Origin of the sequence: Paenibacillus radicis (ex Gao et al. 2016) (assembly GCF_014641555.1) — a bacterium.
Lineage (GTDB): Bacteria > Bacillota > Bacilli > Paenibacillales > Paenibacillaceae > Pristimantibacillus > Pristimantibacillus radicis.
In genome coordinates, this window is record NZ_BMHY01000005.1 from 209,799 (window position 1) to 227,611 (window position 17,813).

General features: G+C 51.7%; 10 protein-coding genes. 5 read left to right on the forward strand and 5 right to left on the reverse strand.

What is annotated here, in order from left to right:
* The first annotated feature begins 2 nt into the window (after nucleotides 1-2).
* A complete protein-coding gene (locus IEX98_RS15010; RefSeq protein WP_188890023.1) occupies nucleotides 3-1,568 on the forward strand; it encodes a response regulator transcription factor in 1,566 nt (521 codons plus the stop codon).
* A 46-nt stretch (nucleotides 1,569-1,614) separates the two neighbouring features.
* On the opposite strand, the gene IEX98_RS15015 is transcribed toward IEX98_RS15010, so the two are convergent.
* Nucleotides 1,615-6,018 (reverse strand): helix-turn-helix transcriptional regulator, encoded by a 4,404-nt coding sequence (locus tag IEX98_RS15015; protein WP_188890024.1) that lies wholly within the window; start codon nucleotides 6,016-6,018, stop codon nucleotides 1,615-1,617.
* A gap of 674 nt (nucleotides 6,019-6,692) precedes the next feature.
* Here IEX98_RS15015 and IEX98_RS15025 point away from each other — a divergent pair.
* Together IEX98_RS15025 and IEX98_RS15030 are read left to right on the forward strand one after the other, a co-directional pair.
* The gene (locus IEX98_RS15025) at nucleotides 6,693-7,028 is read left to right on the forward strand and encodes a hypothetical protein (protein WP_188890026.1); all 336 of its coding nucleotides are present in this window, start codon (nucleotides 6,693-6,695) and stop codon (nucleotides 7,026-7,028) included.
* A gap of 66 nt (nucleotides 7,029-7,094) precedes the next feature.
* Nucleotides 7,095-11,018, forward strand: a complete 3,924-nt coding sequence (locus tag IEX98_RS15030; RefSeq protein ID WP_188890027.1) for an S-layer homology domain-containing protein — start codon at nucleotides 7,095-7,097, stop codon at nucleotides 11,016-11,018.
* Between the two features lie 455 nt (nucleotides 11,019-11,473).
* Here IEX98_RS15030 and IEX98_RS15035 read toward each other — a convergent pair whose 3' ends face one another.
* A complete protein-coding gene (locus IEX98_RS15035; protein WP_188890028.1) occupies nucleotides 11,474-12,151 on the reverse strand; it encodes an ABC transporter ATP-binding protein in 678 nt (225 codons plus the stop codon).
* Nucleotides 12,148-13,266 carry an ABC transporter permease gene (locus IEX98_RS15040; RefSeq protein ID WP_188890029.1) on the reverse strand — a complete coding sequence of 373 codons (1,119 nt, stop codon included), beginning with the start codon at nucleotides 13,264-13,266 and terminating at the stop codon, nucleotides 12,148-12,150. Before IEX98_RS15040 ends, IEX98_RS15035 begins: the two co-directional genes overlap by 4 nt.
* A gap of 144 nt (nucleotides 13,267-13,410) precedes the next feature.
* Here IEX98_RS15040 and IEX98_RS15045 point away from each other — a divergent pair, with 144 nt between their 5' ends.
* Together IEX98_RS15045 and IEX98_RS15050 are read left to right on the forward strand one after the other, a co-directional pair.
* Complete coding sequence (locus IEX98_RS15045) at nucleotides 13,411-13,989, forward strand: sigma-70 family RNA polymerase sigma factor (RefSeq protein WP_188890030.1); 579 nt, start codon at nucleotides 13,411-13,413, stop codon at nucleotides 13,987-13,989.
* On the forward strand, nucleotides 13,979-14,965 hold the full coding sequence (locus tag IEX98_RS15050; protein ID WP_188890031.1) for a hypothetical protein: 987 nt from the start codon (nucleotides 13,979-13,981) through the stop codon (nucleotides 14,963-14,965). The genes IEX98_RS15045 and IEX98_RS15050 overlap by 11 nt, the downstream gene beginning before the upstream one ends.
* A gap of 80 nt (nucleotides 14,966-15,045) precedes the next feature.
* Here the strand turns inward: IEX98_RS15050 and IEX98_RS15055 are convergent, their stop codons facing one another.
* Nucleotides 15,046-16,965, reverse strand: a complete 1,920-nt coding sequence (locus IEX98_RS15055; protein WP_229692198.1) for an FtsX-like permease family protein — start codon at nucleotides 16,963-16,965, stop codon at nucleotides 15,046-15,048.
* Nucleotides 16,943-17,728 (reverse strand): ABC transporter ATP-binding protein, encoded by a 786-nt coding sequence (locus IEX98_RS15060; protein ID WP_308421790.1) that lies wholly within the window; start codon nucleotides 17,726-17,728, stop codon nucleotides 16,943-16,945. The genes IEX98_RS15055 and IEX98_RS15060 overlap by 23 nt, the downstream gene beginning before the upstream one ends.
* Between the last annotated feature and the right edge of the window lie 85 nt (nucleotides 17,729-17,813).

Below are 17,813 nucleotides of genomic sequence, written 5' to 3' on the forward strand. Positions count from 1 at the left end.
GCATGATCAACATTCTGATTGTGGATGATCAAAAGCATATACGCGACGGCCTGCAGGCTATGGTAAGCCAGTTCCCTATGCAGCCTGGAACCATTTACGGTGCCGCCAACGGAATGGAGGCGTTGCAGCTATTGCGGCAGCACGACATTCAACTGGTTATTACCGATATTCGGATGCCTGAAATGGATGGACTGGCACTTATGGCGCACACCAAAGAGGAACGCATCAAAGTAGAGTATCTGATTATTAGCGGTTATAGCGATTTTGCCTATGCTCAAAAGGCTATTGGGCTGGGGGCAAAGGGATACTTGCTCAAACCTGTGAAGCGGGAGGATCTGCAAGCCTCAGTAGAGCATGTATGGCAGGAAATCCTAACACGCCAGGAGCTTTCGCTCAATATGAAGCATATAGCCCGTCGGGCCCAGGAGACGGACCGCAAAGAGCTGTGTATGTTTATGCAGGGAGCGGTGAACGATACGGCGTGGGTCGAACAGACCGAGCAGCATAATCCGGAGCTGTGGCGCAGTTACCGTTTATGCCTGCTGCGGGAACAGCTATGGATTAACCAGCCCGGGGCTAGCAGCAGCCATAGTCTGGAATCTATTGCCTACCGCGTATATGGCAGCAAGGGTTACTTGGCCCTGCAGCATGGCCCGCAGCTGATTCTCGCGGTTAACGCTTCGGTAGATGCGGGTGCTTTACCGGCCGCACTGCAGGCGGAGCAGCTAGATGCGGTCATAGGTATGACCGATCCGCAACAAGGCTTAAAGGAACTTCCGGGCAGCTATACGCAAGTGATGGAGCTATACCGTCACAGCTACCTGTTCCCAGACAAGCGCTATATCCTGCCTGCGCATATAGAGCGGCTGTCGCAGCAAGGGCAGCTTCCCTATGAAGACCTTTATGCTCTGTTCCAGCTAATCGGCACCAAAAATAGCGGCAAAATTGCGCAAGGCCTCTCTATGATCTTCCACAAGGATGTGCTGCAACGCTATCATATCCGTTATACGCAGCAGCTTATCGGGGCTACCGTGCAGTTACTGGAGGAGTACGAGCGCGTGATCCGCCCTTATATGGGGGAAGAGGCGCTCGATATGGAATGCTTGCGTAATCTGTTCGACTATCCGAGCATTCGCGATTATATTCAAGCGCTGCAGCAGCAGCTGCTCCGGCTCAACCAGTTCTATTATGACTATAATTGCAGCTATCGCAACACACAGGACTTGAACGAAGCAATCCGCTTTATCCATGAGAGCTATCATAAGCCGCTGGATCTCGCAATGGTATCCAATCATGTATCGCTTAATTATGCTTATTTCTCCAACCTGTTTAAGAAAAACGTCGGCAAAGGCTTTGCCGAATACTTGCGCGATGTGCGCCTGGATAAAGCCCGTCGGCTGCTTGCTGAGACCGAGCATAAAATTGTCGAGGTTGCAGCGATGGTAGGTTATGAAAGCTACAAAAGCTTCACGCGGGCATTCCGGGATGTGATGGATATGCAGCCGACAGAGTACCGCCAGCTCATGCGGCGGAAGTATGAGCGGGAATGCCGGGATACAGCGCTGTGATTCGGGATTACTCGAGCGATAGTACCCGAAATTTCCGCCCCAGATGCTACTGGAGCAGCTTCAGCTCTTTAGCCTGCATAATGGCCTTGGTGCGCCGATTTACCTTTAGCTTGGCGAATATATGCTTGACATGCACTTTGACTGTGCCGGCCGCAATGACAAGCCGTTCAGCTATTTCTTTATTGGAAAGCCCTGCCGCAAGCAGCGCCAGCACCTCCAGCTCACGTTCCGTTAGCGGCTCTTCTAACGCCTCGGTTTGCTCGGAAAGCACTTCTTCCGCCTTGTTGTCTACTGCAGAAGCCTCCCCTTCTAAGGGCTGACGCAGCACGATCATCATGAGAGCCTGAGAGGCCATTGCCAGCAGCACGCCAGTTTGTGCCGCATCGAGCACGCCAGTTGCGTGGCGGTTCTCCAGGTACAGCACGCCCAGCAGCGTGCCGTGAATCTTTACCGGCAAGCAAAGCATGGACTGCGGGCAATTCATTGCTACGTAAGGGTTGCGAGTAATCCAACTGTCCGGTTCCCCGTTATAGGCAGCGGTTTCTTGCGTGCGATAGACATAGCGGACAATACCTTCTGGCAGCAGCATGCTGCCTTGAAGCTCACGATCGATTGCAGCGGCAGGCTCATTGGGCTCGGCATAGACTTGAATACGCAAATCGCCGTCATTTGCTGCTAGTAATGCACCAGTGCCCGCACCGGCATACGTCATAATGATCGTCATTAGCTCGGCAAGCATAGAGTCAGCACTGCTGCGCCCGGTGATGACGCGGGTTGCACGCAGAATGGCAGCTAATTCAGCATCAAGATCAGCGCTAGGCCGATCTTGCGCTTTGGCCGCCGTTGCTGCTGTCTCATGATACGCTGGTTCTATGTCGAGTAAACCTTCTGCTTCTGGTTGGATCTCGTTCCGCTTCCCGCTGAGTCTGTTGGTAAGCTGCATCATTTTTCTAGACAGCTCCCATTCCGTATAGCCCTCCAGTGCTATACGGTCATAATAACGGGCCGACTCCGTCCGTCCGCTGCGCTCGTAGAAACGTCCGGCCAGCTCGCCGCCAAGCGCTTTGACGCGAATATCGCCGTATTCGAAGGCTTCTCGAATTGCCGTATCATACAGCCGTTCAGCGTCTTTGGTTTGTTTTCGTACCTCAGCGTAAGCGGCATGCAGCAGCGTGCAGCGAGCACGGAAGTTGATTGGACTGCCGTTAGCAAAACGGCGGAAGCGGCGAAGCAGCTTTTGGATGCGAGCGGCTTTGCTTCGCTGCAGCGTCTGTCCTTTTGCTGTACAAGAGCCAATCAAAGCAAGAGCTTCATAGAAACAGCATTCCGGCATATGAGGCAGATGGGTGGCATACGGCTCATGCGGTGCTGCCTTGACGCTCCATTTCTCGGCTTCCTCGTAGTGACCTTCCAAGCAGAATAATTGCACTTTGTACGTGCTGTACTGGTAAAGCGTCGTGGCCGCCGTTTCTTCTTGCCCGATGCGGGCCAGGAACGCTTCTTCTGAAAATTGGCCATCGTTAAAGGACACCAGCGACTCCGTCCTTCCCCGAAGCGCAGCGATCCATTGCAGGTATAAATAGAAGTTTTGCTGTACAAACTCGTCCTTCGTCGTCTCCAGCACTGTCATGTACTCGGCAATAATACGTTCTAACTCGCTAAGAGAGCTTCGTGTATACAGAGAATTGACATGGCCGCCCATCGCGTAGCTGGCAAATATATAATTTCCGGCGTTCATACCGTGACGCATAGCTTGCGGCAAGTAGAGGTCGGCTTCGCGAGCGTCTCCGGCAAAGATGCTGATAACCGCGCCGTGCATCGTAAGCGCCATACTGCTAGCCGATGCCATGCCGGCGCTTTCGGCTAGACGAATCCCTAGCCCGCTAAGCATGCGGGCTTGTTCGTGACCACGCCAGGCGGTTTCGGCAAGCATTCCGTAAGCGGAGAAGATGACTGCGGCAAGCGGCGATTGGCCGCCGCGCAGCGATAATCGTAATGCCCGGCTTGTTAGCAGAAAAAAGATGTTTTTATCGGTAAAAAAGCTGGATGGCACAATGGCCGCGATTTGGTCTAAAGCTGCGGTCAACTGCGGGTCGGTTATCTCCGGTAGCAGATGCAGCCTCTCTTGCGAGCGAGCCAGCAGCCAGTTTGTTTTCCATTTCTCCGTAAGAAGCCGCAGCGGGCCTGGACTAGGAGACAGACGAATTCCGAATTCAGCTAAACTTTGCAGTCCAAGCGCTGTTCCTTCGGCGTATTTGCCCTGATTAATCAGCTGCATGATGCGAATCATTCGAATGCGGCTGCGTTCGATAGGGGTGCGGGCTCGTAATAGCAAGCTCTCAATCCGCTGCAGTGATTCTTCCGACTGGCCGCACAAATAAGCGCATTCTGCTAAGCGGGCATGCAGCTCAAAGCATAGTTCGAAGCGGCTGCTCCAGTGCCTCTCCTCCAGCAGCGAGCAGCCGCGGCTGAAATAGCCGAGCGCAGCATCGTAGGCTGAAGAAGCCAACGCGCGGTTGCCGGCTTTTACATTCAAATCGGCGAGCGAGAGCCTCTCTTCATCGCTTTGCAGCAGCTCCGCACCACGGTTCATGTGTTGCGCCCGCTCAAACAGCCGATCACCTCCATCCTCCCCCTCTATGCTTTGAATGGCAAGAGAGAGTCCAATCGCTAAATGGAGCTGCGAGCGCTTCGATTCATCGATGCGGCTATATATGAGTTTTTGAATGCTGTCGTGTACGAAGCGGGAACTTCCATCAGGCAGGGCTGTAATTAGTCCTTCTCCTTCCAGCGAGCTCCAAGCCGCCAAGCAATCCTCTTTCGTGAGCCCGCATACTTGAGCGGCAAGCTCTGGGATAAATGCGCTGCCGATGCAGGATGCTGTCTCAGCGAATAGTATGGCAGATTGCGGAAGGAGACCAAGGCGATACTCTAGGAGGCCGCCGATGTCGAATTCTGCATCATCATCAGGAATAGAATCGAGCTGCCATTGCCACAGTTTTTTTCCAGGCTGAAGCTGCAAGCGCCGCTCGTCGCGCAGTCGGAGCAACAACTGCTTGAAATGAAATGGATTGCCTTCGGTGCGTGCGGTAATTGCAGCGCTCAGCATCTGGGTCTGTTCCTCATCTTCGCCAAGCGTATCTGCTGCCAGCCGGTTTAATGTTTCCATCGGCAGCGAAGTAAGCCGGATATACCTTACGGTGAGTTGCTCCGATGAGGTACCCTTATCGTTCAAGCCCGGAAGAGTTAGGAAGGCATCAATATCGGGGCGGAAGGCTCCAACCAGCAGCATGTATTGGCATTCCGGATCACGGATTAATGCATCGAGAAGCTGCAGGGAGGAGGTGTCCGCCCACTGCAAATCGTCGATGAATAGCACAATAGGGTGCTCCTTGGCCGCAAGTACTTGAGCAAATCGGCGAAAGGCATAGATGAAACGCTTGCGTGCCTCAGCAGCCGGCAATTCCTCCTCGATTCCCGACTCAGTTTCTAACAGAAGGCGGGCTTCGGGTATAAGGGCAGCGATGACGCCGGCAACATTGCCCAGTGACTCGGTTAACTTGACACGCCAGGCTTCGACGAAAGCTTCCGATTCGCCAAGCAGCCGGCGAATGAGGCCGCGGAACGCTTTGACAATCGGCTCATAAGGAACGCCTGCTCCAAACTGCTCGAATTTGCCGGAAATAAAATAGTAGGAATCCGCAAGCTTGCCGTCGCGGAACGTTTCTTCAATCAGTCTGGTTTTGCCGATACCAGCCTCTCCGCATACATATACGGCCTCGGTTGCGCCGAGACAGACGGAACGGAAAGCCTGCTCAAGCTGAGCGGCTTCGGGTTCTCTGCCGTAAAAGCCGGGAGCTCCGTGCTGGGCGGGACTCCCTTGCTCACAGCTTTCAAGAGCAGCCATCAGGCTTAACGCTGAGCTGAAACGATTGTCCGGATTTTTGTCCAGCAGCTTTAGAACAAGCTGATCTAGCGCCTCTGGCAGCTCAGGAAGACGACTTCGCAAGGAAGGCGGATTTTGCGCCAGATGCATATACATCCAATCCAGCGGATCATCGGCTGCAAAAGGCGGATCTCCCGCCAGCATTTCATAGAAAATAATCCCTAACGAGTACAGGGTGCTGCGTTCGTCTTCTTGCCGCCTCATCCGCCCAGTGCGCTCCGGGGAGCAGTACGGCCAGCCGGCTTCGCTAAGCGGTTCGCGGCGTTCGGGCTGCAGCAGCTGGATTTCGCCATTTGCGGCAATAGCAATCGTATTGGGCCGTAAATCGGGCAGCAGAAAACCAAGCTTGCTGTTCTCTGCAAGAGCGGCTGAAATGCCGCCAGCAAGTGACAGAAACTGGTCTGGCGGTAGTGGAGATAATGTGAGCATAAGCTCACTCAACAAATTATAATGGGCTTCAATTGGTTGTTCCGGTCTGATGCGGGAAATACCGGCATTCGACATCTATAGCACGTCCTTCGAGCAATCTACGTAGGGAGCGGAATCTGAAAGAGCAAGTGATGAATGATATTAACTGGATATGGTTAACTATTCCTCATATATTAGTCTATCGTCAGCAGTTCACTCTGTAAATTGCTGATTTACTAGAGATTTTGCAAGAAGAGAGAACCGGGCTGCTCGGAAAGAGCGCTTGGAGGATGAGCGGGGATACATGCACGTCAGGCCGGATAGCGGTGAGGACGCAAACGTAACGCCAAGGATGGCGTTACGTTTTTTTTTTGGAAAGCAGCTTTAGCCGACGCTGCTCATAATGAAGGTGATAATAGTTACGACTATGGTTGCGAACAGCATCACAATAAAATACCATTTTGTAAATGTTCGAGTGATCGTGTGTCCTTGCAGCCATGTTGAAACGTAAATGGCGATTGTAAATATAATCATAGCTCCCAAAGCGATTAATGAATTTTCCATAAGGTCTTTTCCATTCCTTCCTCTGCAATATCTTTGACCTCCTATATTAAAGAAACTCCGATCTCTACTCCATACCCCTTTTTACGTATATTTAAAGGCAGTAAGGCGATGCAGCACGCAAAAATACCCCAAATGGGTAATAGTTTTTGGCAGATATACGCCTTAATCTTAGCTATTGGAAGCTATTGAGAAGGAGGGGGTTGAGAATGACGGCGGGGCATGATACTCCCTTCCAGGGAAGGCGCTTTGCGTTTATTGCGAATATTGTCATACAAAGTCTGTATATGTTGACGATTCCGCTCTGGTATATCGTTTCGATGTTCTCCGTCATGCTGTTCGACGATCCGAACGCCGAGCGGTTTCCGCCAGTGCTTATTTTCTACTACAGTCTGCAAAGCTACCCTTACGTTACGGTCATCATGATTGCAGTCTCCTGGCTGTTGTACCGCAAGCGCTATTACCGGAGAGCTGTTCTGATGAATATTGCGCCTGTCGCTATAGTTGTGACTGGCTTACTCCCTATGCTGATATGGGGGGAATAGAGCGGTAGGGCAGACATTAGGCAAGCGGGCGCAATAGATGATTTTATTTATGAAAGGAAAAGTGAAATGAGAAAACGAAGCATTTTTTCTACACTGGCAGCAATGGTGCTGCTTCTCCCGATCGTTGGAGCGTTTGCTGGGCCAATTAGTGGTACTCCGGTTAGCGCCGCTGGTGCCACAAGCTTTGAAGGACAAATTATGACACACTACGAAACCCATTCCAATGCCGTCTACGTTAGCTGGGCTACACAGTATACGTTCAGCGATGACGGTATCGTGCAGCAAAGCTCTGCTCCGCCAGCAGAGGCTGATTGGGTAACCCCTTCCAACTTTTATGATCTCGGTTGGGGTCGCAATAGCTGGAATAAAGTATATACGTATAGTGATTTCGGTCAAATCGCGCAAACGAATGATCCCATGACGATTCCGCCTACCGCCGCGTGGGCAACAATTTCTTCTTTTCAAGTTGAAGCTGCATTATCAACTGTCCCGATAGCCGATACGGTCTTTCGTTATTCCTTAAATGGAACCGACGTTTTGACCGCATCGAATGCTCTGGATATTCCGCCTAACGCATTGTGGGCAGCGCTTGCTTCCTTCGATGACGGCTGGTATGAAACTGAAAATTATACGTTTTCGGACTACACGCTGGAACGAGCGGTCCCATCCGTGCAATCGTTTATTGTTTCTTCCAATAGCGGCAATTCCGTCTATGCGAAGAGCGGAAACCGAGTGACGGTTGCGCTGCAAACCGATATTCCAGTTGCAGTTCCTGTACTGAAAATTGCCGGCGTAGAGCTGCCGGTTTCGGGAAGCGGCACCAGTTGGAGCGCGAATCTTGACTTATCTGGCGCTGTTGCTGATGGAACGCTGCCTGTGTTCGCTGCCATATATACAGAGGAGGGCGCTCCAGGACCGATTATCACGGACACTACGGATAGTTCAACCGTTAATTTTGATAATACGGCTCCATCTCTTTCTTATTCGCTTTCGCCCGGCAGCCCTACCCGTCAGGATGTGACCGTACAGGTTGCGGCTAGCGATGCGGCAAGCGGCGTGGAGCTTACAAAATGGGCGTCTGGCACGCAAACGGCAGCTTTTTTTGCAACACAAGGAACTGCGTTTGCGAGCAGCTTTAATGTGAGCGCCAATGGGACATACACGGTATACGCCCGTGATCGAATCGGCAACGAAGCTCTGCTTCCGGTAACTGTCTCCAACATTGACCGGGACGCACCAGCTGTTTCGCTTACAGCAAGTACCACTTTACCCACGAACGCTGATATTGAGGTGACAGTAACGATAGTTGATGATTCCGCAATCGGCAGTCAGCTATGGGCCACAGGCTTGCAGGATGCGGCGTATTTCCAAGCTGGCAACGGAAATACGTTTACGGATCATTTTCTAGCTAACGTGAACAATCTATATTCCGTCTACGTGGAAGATACGGTGGGCAATTATACGCTGACGACGATAACGGTATCGAATCTTTTCAAACAAGCGCCTGAGATTACGCTGACCTCTTTCCCTGATGAGCCGACGAACCAAGCCGCCATAATCGGTGTCGAAGTGCAAGTCGCGGGAGAGGATGAGGGCAATGCGCTCGTTGCACTCCGCTGGTCCAAGGGTGAGCAGGATATGGCCTACTTTGCAGATGGCGGCGGTCAAGATATTATTGCCGATTATGAATTTGAAGGCGATGAGAACGGCCGCTACTCGGTGTACGCACGGGATGCAGCCGGCAACGAGACGATATCCTTCATCGATATTTCTTATATTGACCGCACAGCGCCAACACTGACGCTGACACCCGACGTGACGGTACCGACAAATGACTACGTGACGATAACGGTGGAGGCGGAGGATGCCGACAGCGGACTGCAAGGTGTTCGCTGGTCTGCAGTAGAGCCGTCTCCGGACATGCCATGGCCGTCCAGCGAGGTTGAGGACGGAGCGTTTACAGCAGAAGCGAACGGGACGTACACCGTCATTGCTTTTGACAATGTCGGCAACGAAACGGTTCGGCAGATCAGTGTGACGAACATTATGCGTGATAAGCCGGCGCTGCTGCTAAGTCCCGAGACGACGGAGCCGACTGGCAATAAGGTTGCCGTATCGGTAGAGGCGTCTGCCGTAGGTGACGGCAATAGAATTGCTGTGATCCGATGGGCGGCGGGAGAGCTCCCGGTTGGATTTTTCCGTGAAGGATTAAGTAAAGATATTACGGAAGACAAGCGATTTGATGTGACGGCGAACGGAACGTACACGGTTTACGTTCGTGATATTGCTGGCAACGAAGCGATTGAAACGATTGAAATTGACAATATCCGGAGGACGAACACCGCGCTCGCTGCACTTGCCGTATCAAATGCTGGTCAGGAGCTTTCGATTTCACCGGCTTATAGTCCTGAGCAGTTGCATTATTCGCTGCGCGTCGATAGCAATGTGGAATCGATCACGCTAACAGCCGGGGCGGTTGACGGGACCGGTGCAGTTGCTGTAAACGGCAATCCGCTTGCTGCCGGCGTATCAGCTTCGGTAATGCTTAACAGCGGCGTCAATACAATTCATATTGTCGTAACTGCTGAGCTTGCTTCTGTGCAACGGAACTATACCATTGAAGTAACGCGTGAAAGACCAGCTTCCTCCGGATCTGAGACTGGGACTGGGGCTGGCAGTGGAACGGTACAAAATAATGTCTTTGTGGCGAAATTAAACGGCAAACTGGTCGCAGGATTGAATGAAACTAGCAAAAGCAGCCCGGATGGAACCGTCCAATACGATTTGAAGCTGAACGATGCGGCGGCAATAGCAGCTCTTGCGGAAGCAAGCGGGAAAAATGTGCTGAGCATTGTGCGCAATGGAGAGTCCGCTTCGCAAATTGCCGGGGCTGAACTCACGTTGTCGTCAAAGGCGTTGACGCAGCTGAAGGACCGCGGCATTGGGGTTGTTTTCGATATTGGCGAAGCTTCATATGAAATACCGGCCGGTGTCTCCGTTCCTGGGGGCGGTGACTTGGTTGTACAGCTGAAGCCACTTCGTCAGCCTGCAGATATAGAGCAGCTTCTTAACGGAGCAGCAGCTTCCGCTTCTCATAATTTGAAGCTCAAGTCTGTGGGCACTCCAATTGCGTTTGCATCGAACGCAGCAGAAACCAAGGGGACTGATACCGGCAATGTACTGCTTCTTTCTTTGCCGAAAGGACTAGATGCCGCAGCGCTGCACAAGCTTGCCGTCTACTTGGAAAACGGAGGTGACTCGAAGTCGATTTTGCCGGGCACGCTCCGTTATGATGCGCAAGGTAGTGCGATAGGCATTGCGTTCGCCGCCGGTAATGCAGGCCGTGCTGCAGTAGTTCAAGCTGAGCCTGTGACTGTTGCGTATGAACGTTATATTAACGGCTACGCCGATGGCAGCTTTGCCCCTGCACGTGCAGTAACGCGTGCAGAGCTCGCCGCTCTATTGATGAAGCTGTCTCCGTCAGAAGGGACTAATTCTGCCGGCGGCAATCATGCTGTAGTATTCAGCGATGTGCCGGCTTCTCACTGGGCGGCAGAAGCTATCACTTATGCGGCAGCTGCCGGCTGGATGAACGGCAGTCCGGACGGGCTGTTCCATCCGGGTGAACAGCTGACACGCGCAGAGCTGGCTGCTGTCCTTGTACGGTGGCGTGAAGTGCAAGCAACCGGGCGTGCCAGCTTCTCAGACGCAGCGTCCCACTGGGCTTCTGCTGAGATTGCCGCCGCCGAGCGGGAGGGTTGGGTAACTGGTTATGAAGACGGCAGTTTCCGTCCCGGCCGGAGCGTAACGCGCGCCGAAGCTGTAACGGTACTGAACCGCGTATTAGGCCGACCGCAGCTTGCGGAGGGAGGACCTGCTTGGTCTGACGTACCGGCTTCCCATTGGGCAGCTGGTGCTATCCGCTCTGCTTCGCAATCTTTCGAGGCGCAATATTATCTGAGCGGCGAGGTTGAGCCAATCGTCAAATAAGGGTGGCCGTTAAGCCGCTATATTGGAAAAAGGAGCCGGTGATCGGCTCCTTTTTCTTGCGGATATTGTCACATCCGTCCACGCAACTATCTCAACCACCTGGTAACTCAACTTTTTTTCGTAGTTAACTACCCTTATTTCTTTCATTTTGGCTGGTTGGAGCGATTTTGGGGCGTTTTGCCCCCAATACGTGCAGTTTTTTCTCAATGCGGAAATGGATTTCCGCTGTTGTGAAGAAACAGCCTTAAAGTTGCTTTTTCAACGAATACGGCGAGGGGATAGAGAAATGTTCGACGTAATAGCGAAGTTTCTTACCAATCGCCAAAGGCCCGCGTATGGTTATCTACTCACTAACTTTCCGCGTCCCCCAAAAGCAAAAAGCCCCTTTCGAAAAGGGGCCTTAATTAGGCATTAGCAGGTATCCTAGGCCGAAGCACAACCGATAACGATTACAGTCACGCTTCCACCAAAGCTCCATTTTTCAAATACAATACACGATCACATAGCGGCAGGACCCGCTCGTCGTGGGTAACCATGACAGCGGCTTTGCCTTCCGCTTTAACCTCCTCGGCGATCATCCGGACGACGTCCTGTCCGCGTTCCGCATCAAGGCTAGCCGTAGGCTCATCCGCGAATAAAATCGAAGGGCTGTTCATCCACGCCCGCGCAATGGCTACACGCTGTTTTTCACCGCCGGATAATTTGTCCGGATAGTAGTTTTGCCGATGCTTGAGCCCCATGCGCTCAAGTAATGAGGCTGCACGTTTAGAAGCTTTACCGGAATCCATTCCCGCCAACTGGGCAACGAACAGCAGCTGTTCTTCGACTTTCAAATAAGGAATCAAGTTTGCGCTTTGAAAAATAAATCCAATCCGCTTAAGTCGAAGCTCCGCAAGCTCCTGGCCTCCCATCCCCGCTAAAGATACGCCATCGATGGTGACCTCCCCGCTAGTGGGGGTAAGCAAAGCGCCGGCAATGGAGAGAAACGTACTCTTGCCCGAGCCAGATGGCCCCATTACAGCTACAAGCTCACCTGCGCCAACTTGAAGGGACAGCTTATTCAGCACCGTTATTTCAGAGTCGCCGTCGTGAAACGTACGCGTTACTTCATCTATTTTTAGCAATGGCTTCATGCTGCAGTCCTCCCTATTGCATCTAATGCATCGGTCCGAGAAACCTTGTATACGGAAAGCAATGATCCAAGAACAGCCGTCACGATGAACAGCGAGCAAGAAAGCAGTACGGTCGACGAATCCAGCTGGAATGGCATGGAAGCTGGCAGCACCGCATACACGATGCGAATAAGTCCAAGACTAACCGCTAAGCTGCCAATCGAGAGAAGCAATACTTGACCGACGACATTACGCGCCAGATAGCCTGTTTTTGCCCCAATCGCTTTCAGAATGCCGAATTGGCTCATCTTCTGTATCGTGATGACGAAGAAGAAGACGGCAAGCACCATGGCGGATATGACATACAGAAAAGCAATCATCATCAGAAGCGAGCCTTGCTCTTCCTTATAGCCCGGGACGGCGGATACAGTATCCGACTTGGAAATGATATCGGTGTCCGCCAGTTCAGCACGCAGCTGCGCCAGCTGCTCTCCGGTTGCTTTTAAGGCGATCGCATTATACGATTTGTCCGAGGCGTTCTGCCCCTTCACAGGGGTAAAGGACTGCAGCTGCAGCCAATCCTTTTCATTCATAAATATGCTTGGCGTATGGCTGTAAGATTCGTTGGCGACGAATCCGCTCACCGTCCAGCTCGCTCCGGTCATTTGATCCACGAGAACGCTGCCGACTTTAATGCCAGCCTCTTTAAGCTTGCGGTCCACGAGCACTTGGCCTTGTGTATCATTCGTTATGGTTTGCCCTTCGATTACTTTCGGGGCAAGCCAGCTTGCCATATCAATCGCGAACAATGTCACGTCGGATTTGAGGCTGAGGCCCTGTTCCGTCACCGTGGCCATACGGAGATTTATCGGAGTTGCGTTGTCATCGCCTGCGACCTGCTGCGCAGCAGTCAATGTATCCTCTGTTAACTGTGATCGCCCAAAACGATGATCCGAATCCTTTTGCAGTATGAAATGGCTTGCGGCCATATTTTTGATTGATGAGGCATTGGCATAAGCCAGTCCTTTGGCCAAGCCGGTTACGAATAAGACCAGAAAAGAAATGAGCAGCATGATCAGTATGATCATTACATATCGGGTTTTGGCAAATCTTATTTCCCTCAGTGCCAGATACATCTTAATCCCTCCCTTGTTTCTATATCTAATAGTAGGAATCAAAAATGAACGGTTGATGAATAACAAATTACAAATGCGCTGAATTGAACCTTTTTCAGCAAACGAGCCAATAGCTCATGTAACACCTGAATGGAGGCCGGTCCTATGAAGGATATCGATTGGAGTCCATGGCTTATCCGGATGAGCCAGGGCGATGAGGAGGCTTTTCGGACGGTTTACGAAGCGACGCGCAATCATGCCTATGGGCTGATCTATTATCTCTCTCCACGTAAGCAAGACGCAGGAGACATCATGAGCGAAGTATACATCGAGTTGCTGAGAAGCGCGGACAAGTACCGGCCGGAGCAGCCTTTTACAGCGTGGTTTAATGGTTTAATCGTAAGACAAGTGAGGAATTGGAAAAGAAAAGGCTGGAGGCTATTCCGAATTGAGGAGAAGCTGCGCGGGTCGAAAGCTGAATCGCTCGACTTGGAGTCGGAGGCCCGGCTGTCTGCGGTTGGCGACCGCATGGAGCTGCTGCCGCTTCTAAGAACGCTTCCTTACAAAGCGAAGGAGATCGTCGTTCTTCGGTATTATCAAGATTGTTCGCTTGAAGAGATTGCGGGCATACTGAACATCCCGCTAGGTACGGTCAAATCGAGACATCATCATGCTCTGAAGCAATTACGCCGCCGATACGAGGAGAAGCACGGCGGAAAGGAGAGGAATGGCTATGTCTATTGAACGGCAATTGGCCGAAGCATTCAAGCGCAACGAATCCGCAATCGAATGTCCTCCTTCGCTGGATGCCCGAATCATGGCGGAATACAGACGGCTGAGGATGGATAAAAGGGGAGATTCGTTCATGAAGAGAAAATGGAGTCTGCCGAAAGTGGCCATTATCGTTGTAGTGGTTGCGGTCCTAAGCGGATTCGCCTACGCCGGCAACAAATTTCTGTTCTCGGATTCGAAAGGCCGTTATGCGATTCACATGCAAACGAACGAAGCGTTTCGTCTCAATCAGGAAACGCTAGAGAAGGTAAGAGCTTCGCTTCAGGAGGTTCAAGCGGAGCTCGCACCAGGGGAAACGGCAGTCGTCTATCTGCCCGAACTGGCCGCAAAGTTTAACGGGGAACTGCCGCCGCTGGGTGTGACAAATCCGGCATATATGACGGATATACAGCAGTGGAAGCAAGTATTGGAGAAGAGCAGCATAGCAGAACCGCTGCCCGATTCCTTGCTCGGAGGAACGTATCCATTCCAGGCAGGAACCTTGAATAGTCCCTTTCATTTCATGATGGGGCTAGATGCGATCGAGCTGCAGGACGAGATGAAAACGGAGAACAAGAAGGGAGAAGACAACCGGCCGCTATGGCGTTTAACGGCTCCTCCTGTTGATATTCCGCAATCTTACTACACCTCCGTCTATCGTAATGCAAACGGCGAAGCGATCTATATCAGCTGGGGAGTTTTAAAGGGCTCTTCTATAAAGCTTGAAGGAATCAGTTCGCCTGATACGGAATATGTTCAGCTTGATTTGAACGGGCAGAAAGCGCATTATACGAAAAACGACCAATCTTTGTACGGGGACAGCAACGTATTTCAAGGCATTATGTGGATTGAAGAGGAAGAAGACCAAACAATCGTCTATCATGTAGAGTCCGATTCCGCCAGCATGACGAAGGAACGGTTAATCGAGGCTGCCACAAGTCTGCAATAAATGTTGATTGTTCTAAAAAGGATCTCAAATTCCTCTGAAACGAGGGGTTTGAGATCCTTTCGCATATCGTTGTCGTAATTCTATAAAGCAGCCGCCACAATTCGGCGGTAATACCCTACGGTAAGAGCGGCAAACAGGAAGTATACAAGCGTATAGAAGGCTATGGCGACAGCAGCCGGGAAAGTAATGTCCGACAGCGTCAGCGCAGAGGCAGTCTTGATGGCAAAGATCGAATGAACAATGCCGATCGCCAGCGGAATCGCGAACACGAACAGCTGTTTACGGAGAATGCCGCCCATGATTTCACGCTCGCCAAATCCAAGTTGTCGCAGAATTGTATAGCTCTTCTTCTCCTGCTCCGCTTCTGTCATCTGTTTGAAGTAGAGAATACTGCCGGTTGCGATTAAGAAAATAAGGCCGAGAAAGCCCGCTGTGAAAATAATCAGTCCAAACTTCTGGAGCGAATCTCTGGAATACGAATAGTAGTCAGGCATAGACGCCTCGGCTTTTACATGCTTGGCATACAATTCGGATGCCGCTGCGTAATCGCTCTTAGCCATAATGTGATACGCATCAATATCGACAATCGCTTGCTCCCCGTGCAAGGCTAGCTGCTCGCGAATCGATTGCAGCGTCGCTGCTGACACGACTAGCTGACGGCCGCTCAAGCTGTAGTTCATCGCGTAACGATCTAAGGTTTTCGCAACTTGAATATCGAGCTGTAGCTTGCTACCTTCCGACGAGATCGTTAGCGGAAAAGCAGCCGTATCCGTCTCTTGCTCCAATGCATTCCGCTGTCCTTTGTACCATACTGCGGTGCCTGGCTGCGGCACGTCGATATCATTCTTCTGCAGCTTTTCGGCAGGAAGCAGCAGGACGCTTCGGCTTTTCCCATTCGTTTCATTGCCGAAGGTGCCTTTGAGACCGACCGCTTCAATGTTTACTTGGTTAAAGCCAATCCCCGCTTTTTCCAGTTCAGTACGGAAGGCGGCGGCCTCTTGCCTGTTATTCTCGAGGATAAAGTCGTACGGCAGCATAGCCCGGGCTTCCGTCTCTGAGGAATAGTACAGCGAATAGGCAATGGCCACCATCGTCAGCGTCACGGCAGACAGGATGGTGATGAGGGTGAGCGAATTCGCATTCGCCTTCAGCCGGTGCATAATCGGAGCCAGCGACAAGCTGTTGGTCAACCCGAGCTGGCCGTTCTTGCCCCGTCTATACCGGTAGAACAACCAGCCGATCGTGACGCGGAACAGCAGATAAGTGCCAAAAATGGTGCTGACGAGTATGATCAAAATTTGCATAGGCAGCTGAGCCCCGGACAGCTTGCCGGCGACCGTGTAGCCAGTCGCGATTAACGCGATGCCGATAAGCCCGATTACGGCAGACAGAATCTGATTAGGCTGTTTGGGATGATCGCTCTGCCGTTCAGCCTTGAACAGATCAAGCAGCGTTGTCCGGTATACCTTTGACAGCATTTGAATAATGGTAAGCCCGATTAATGCAGCGAATACATAGGCGGTTTGAACGGCTGCCTCGGACGAAAAGGTAAGTGTAATAACGCCTTGGATGCCGATCAGCTTCATCAGAATAAGCAGGAATAGCCGCGACATAAGCGCACCGGCACCAATTCCTATTAATAGTGCTCCTAATCCGAGTAGCATATTCTCGATAATGAGCAGCAGCGACACTTTATTCTGCGTCAGGCCGATAAGCTGATACAAACCGATCTCTCTGCTGCGGCGCTTTAGGAAGATGCTGTTCGCATACAGCATGAAGATAGCGGCGATGCCCAGCAGCAGAAATCCGGAAGCCTTGAACAGTGAGGCAAATTGGACATCGCCGAAGGTTGCTGTCAGGATGGCTGCATCATTCTGCAAGGCGGCGAACACGAAGTACAAGGTTGCGCTCATCATCAGAGCGAAGAAGTACAGATAGTATTGCTTCATGTTTTTGCGCATGCTCCGGATGGCTAACTCAAACAACGTCAACGCTGTCACCCCCGAGCACTGCCTGTACATTCATAATGTCCTTGAAGAAAGCCTGGCGCGTTTTGCTGCCGCGGTACAGCTCGGAATACAGCATGCCATCCTTCAAAAATACGACACGGCTGCAATAGCTGGAGGCGACCGGATCATGCGTAACCATCATGATCGTAACGCGCTGCCGCTGATTCATTTCCTCCATCATGCCCAGCAGCGAGGAGGCTGCTTTCGAGTCCAGAGCGCCTGTCGGCTCGTCCGCAAAAATAATAGCAGGCTTATGGATCAATGCCCGCGCTGCGGATGTCCGCTGCCGCTGGCCGCCGGAAATTTCATGCGGATACTTATGGGCAATTTCCAAGATGCCAAGCTGTGAAGCAATCTGTTGAAAATCGGTTTCCACGGTTACCCGGCCCGACTTGCCGAGCGAGACAGGTAGCATGACGTTCTCTTTGACCGTCAATGTGTCCAGCAGATTGTAATCCTGAAAGATGAAGCCAAGGCGGTTCCGCCGGAACACGGCAAGTTGGGCGTTCTTCATGGCAGAGATATCCGAATTCTCGACGATGATTTTTCCTTCTGTTGCTTTATCGATCGTTGCCAGTACGTTGATCAAGGTCGACTTTCCTGATCCGGAGGGACCCATGATGCCGACAAATTCGCCTTCCATCACGCGCAGGTCGATACCCTTCAGCACCTGCTGGACATTGCCTCTATAGCCGTATGATTTACGGACTTGCTGTGCATGCAGCACCGTTTTTTGCATATCGTTTGTATTCATCTATTTAGCCTCCCGCTCTAATCTATCCTCAGTTTAAAGAATTCGATCATGCCCGTCGCTCGCAATAGATGACAAGCGGGAGATC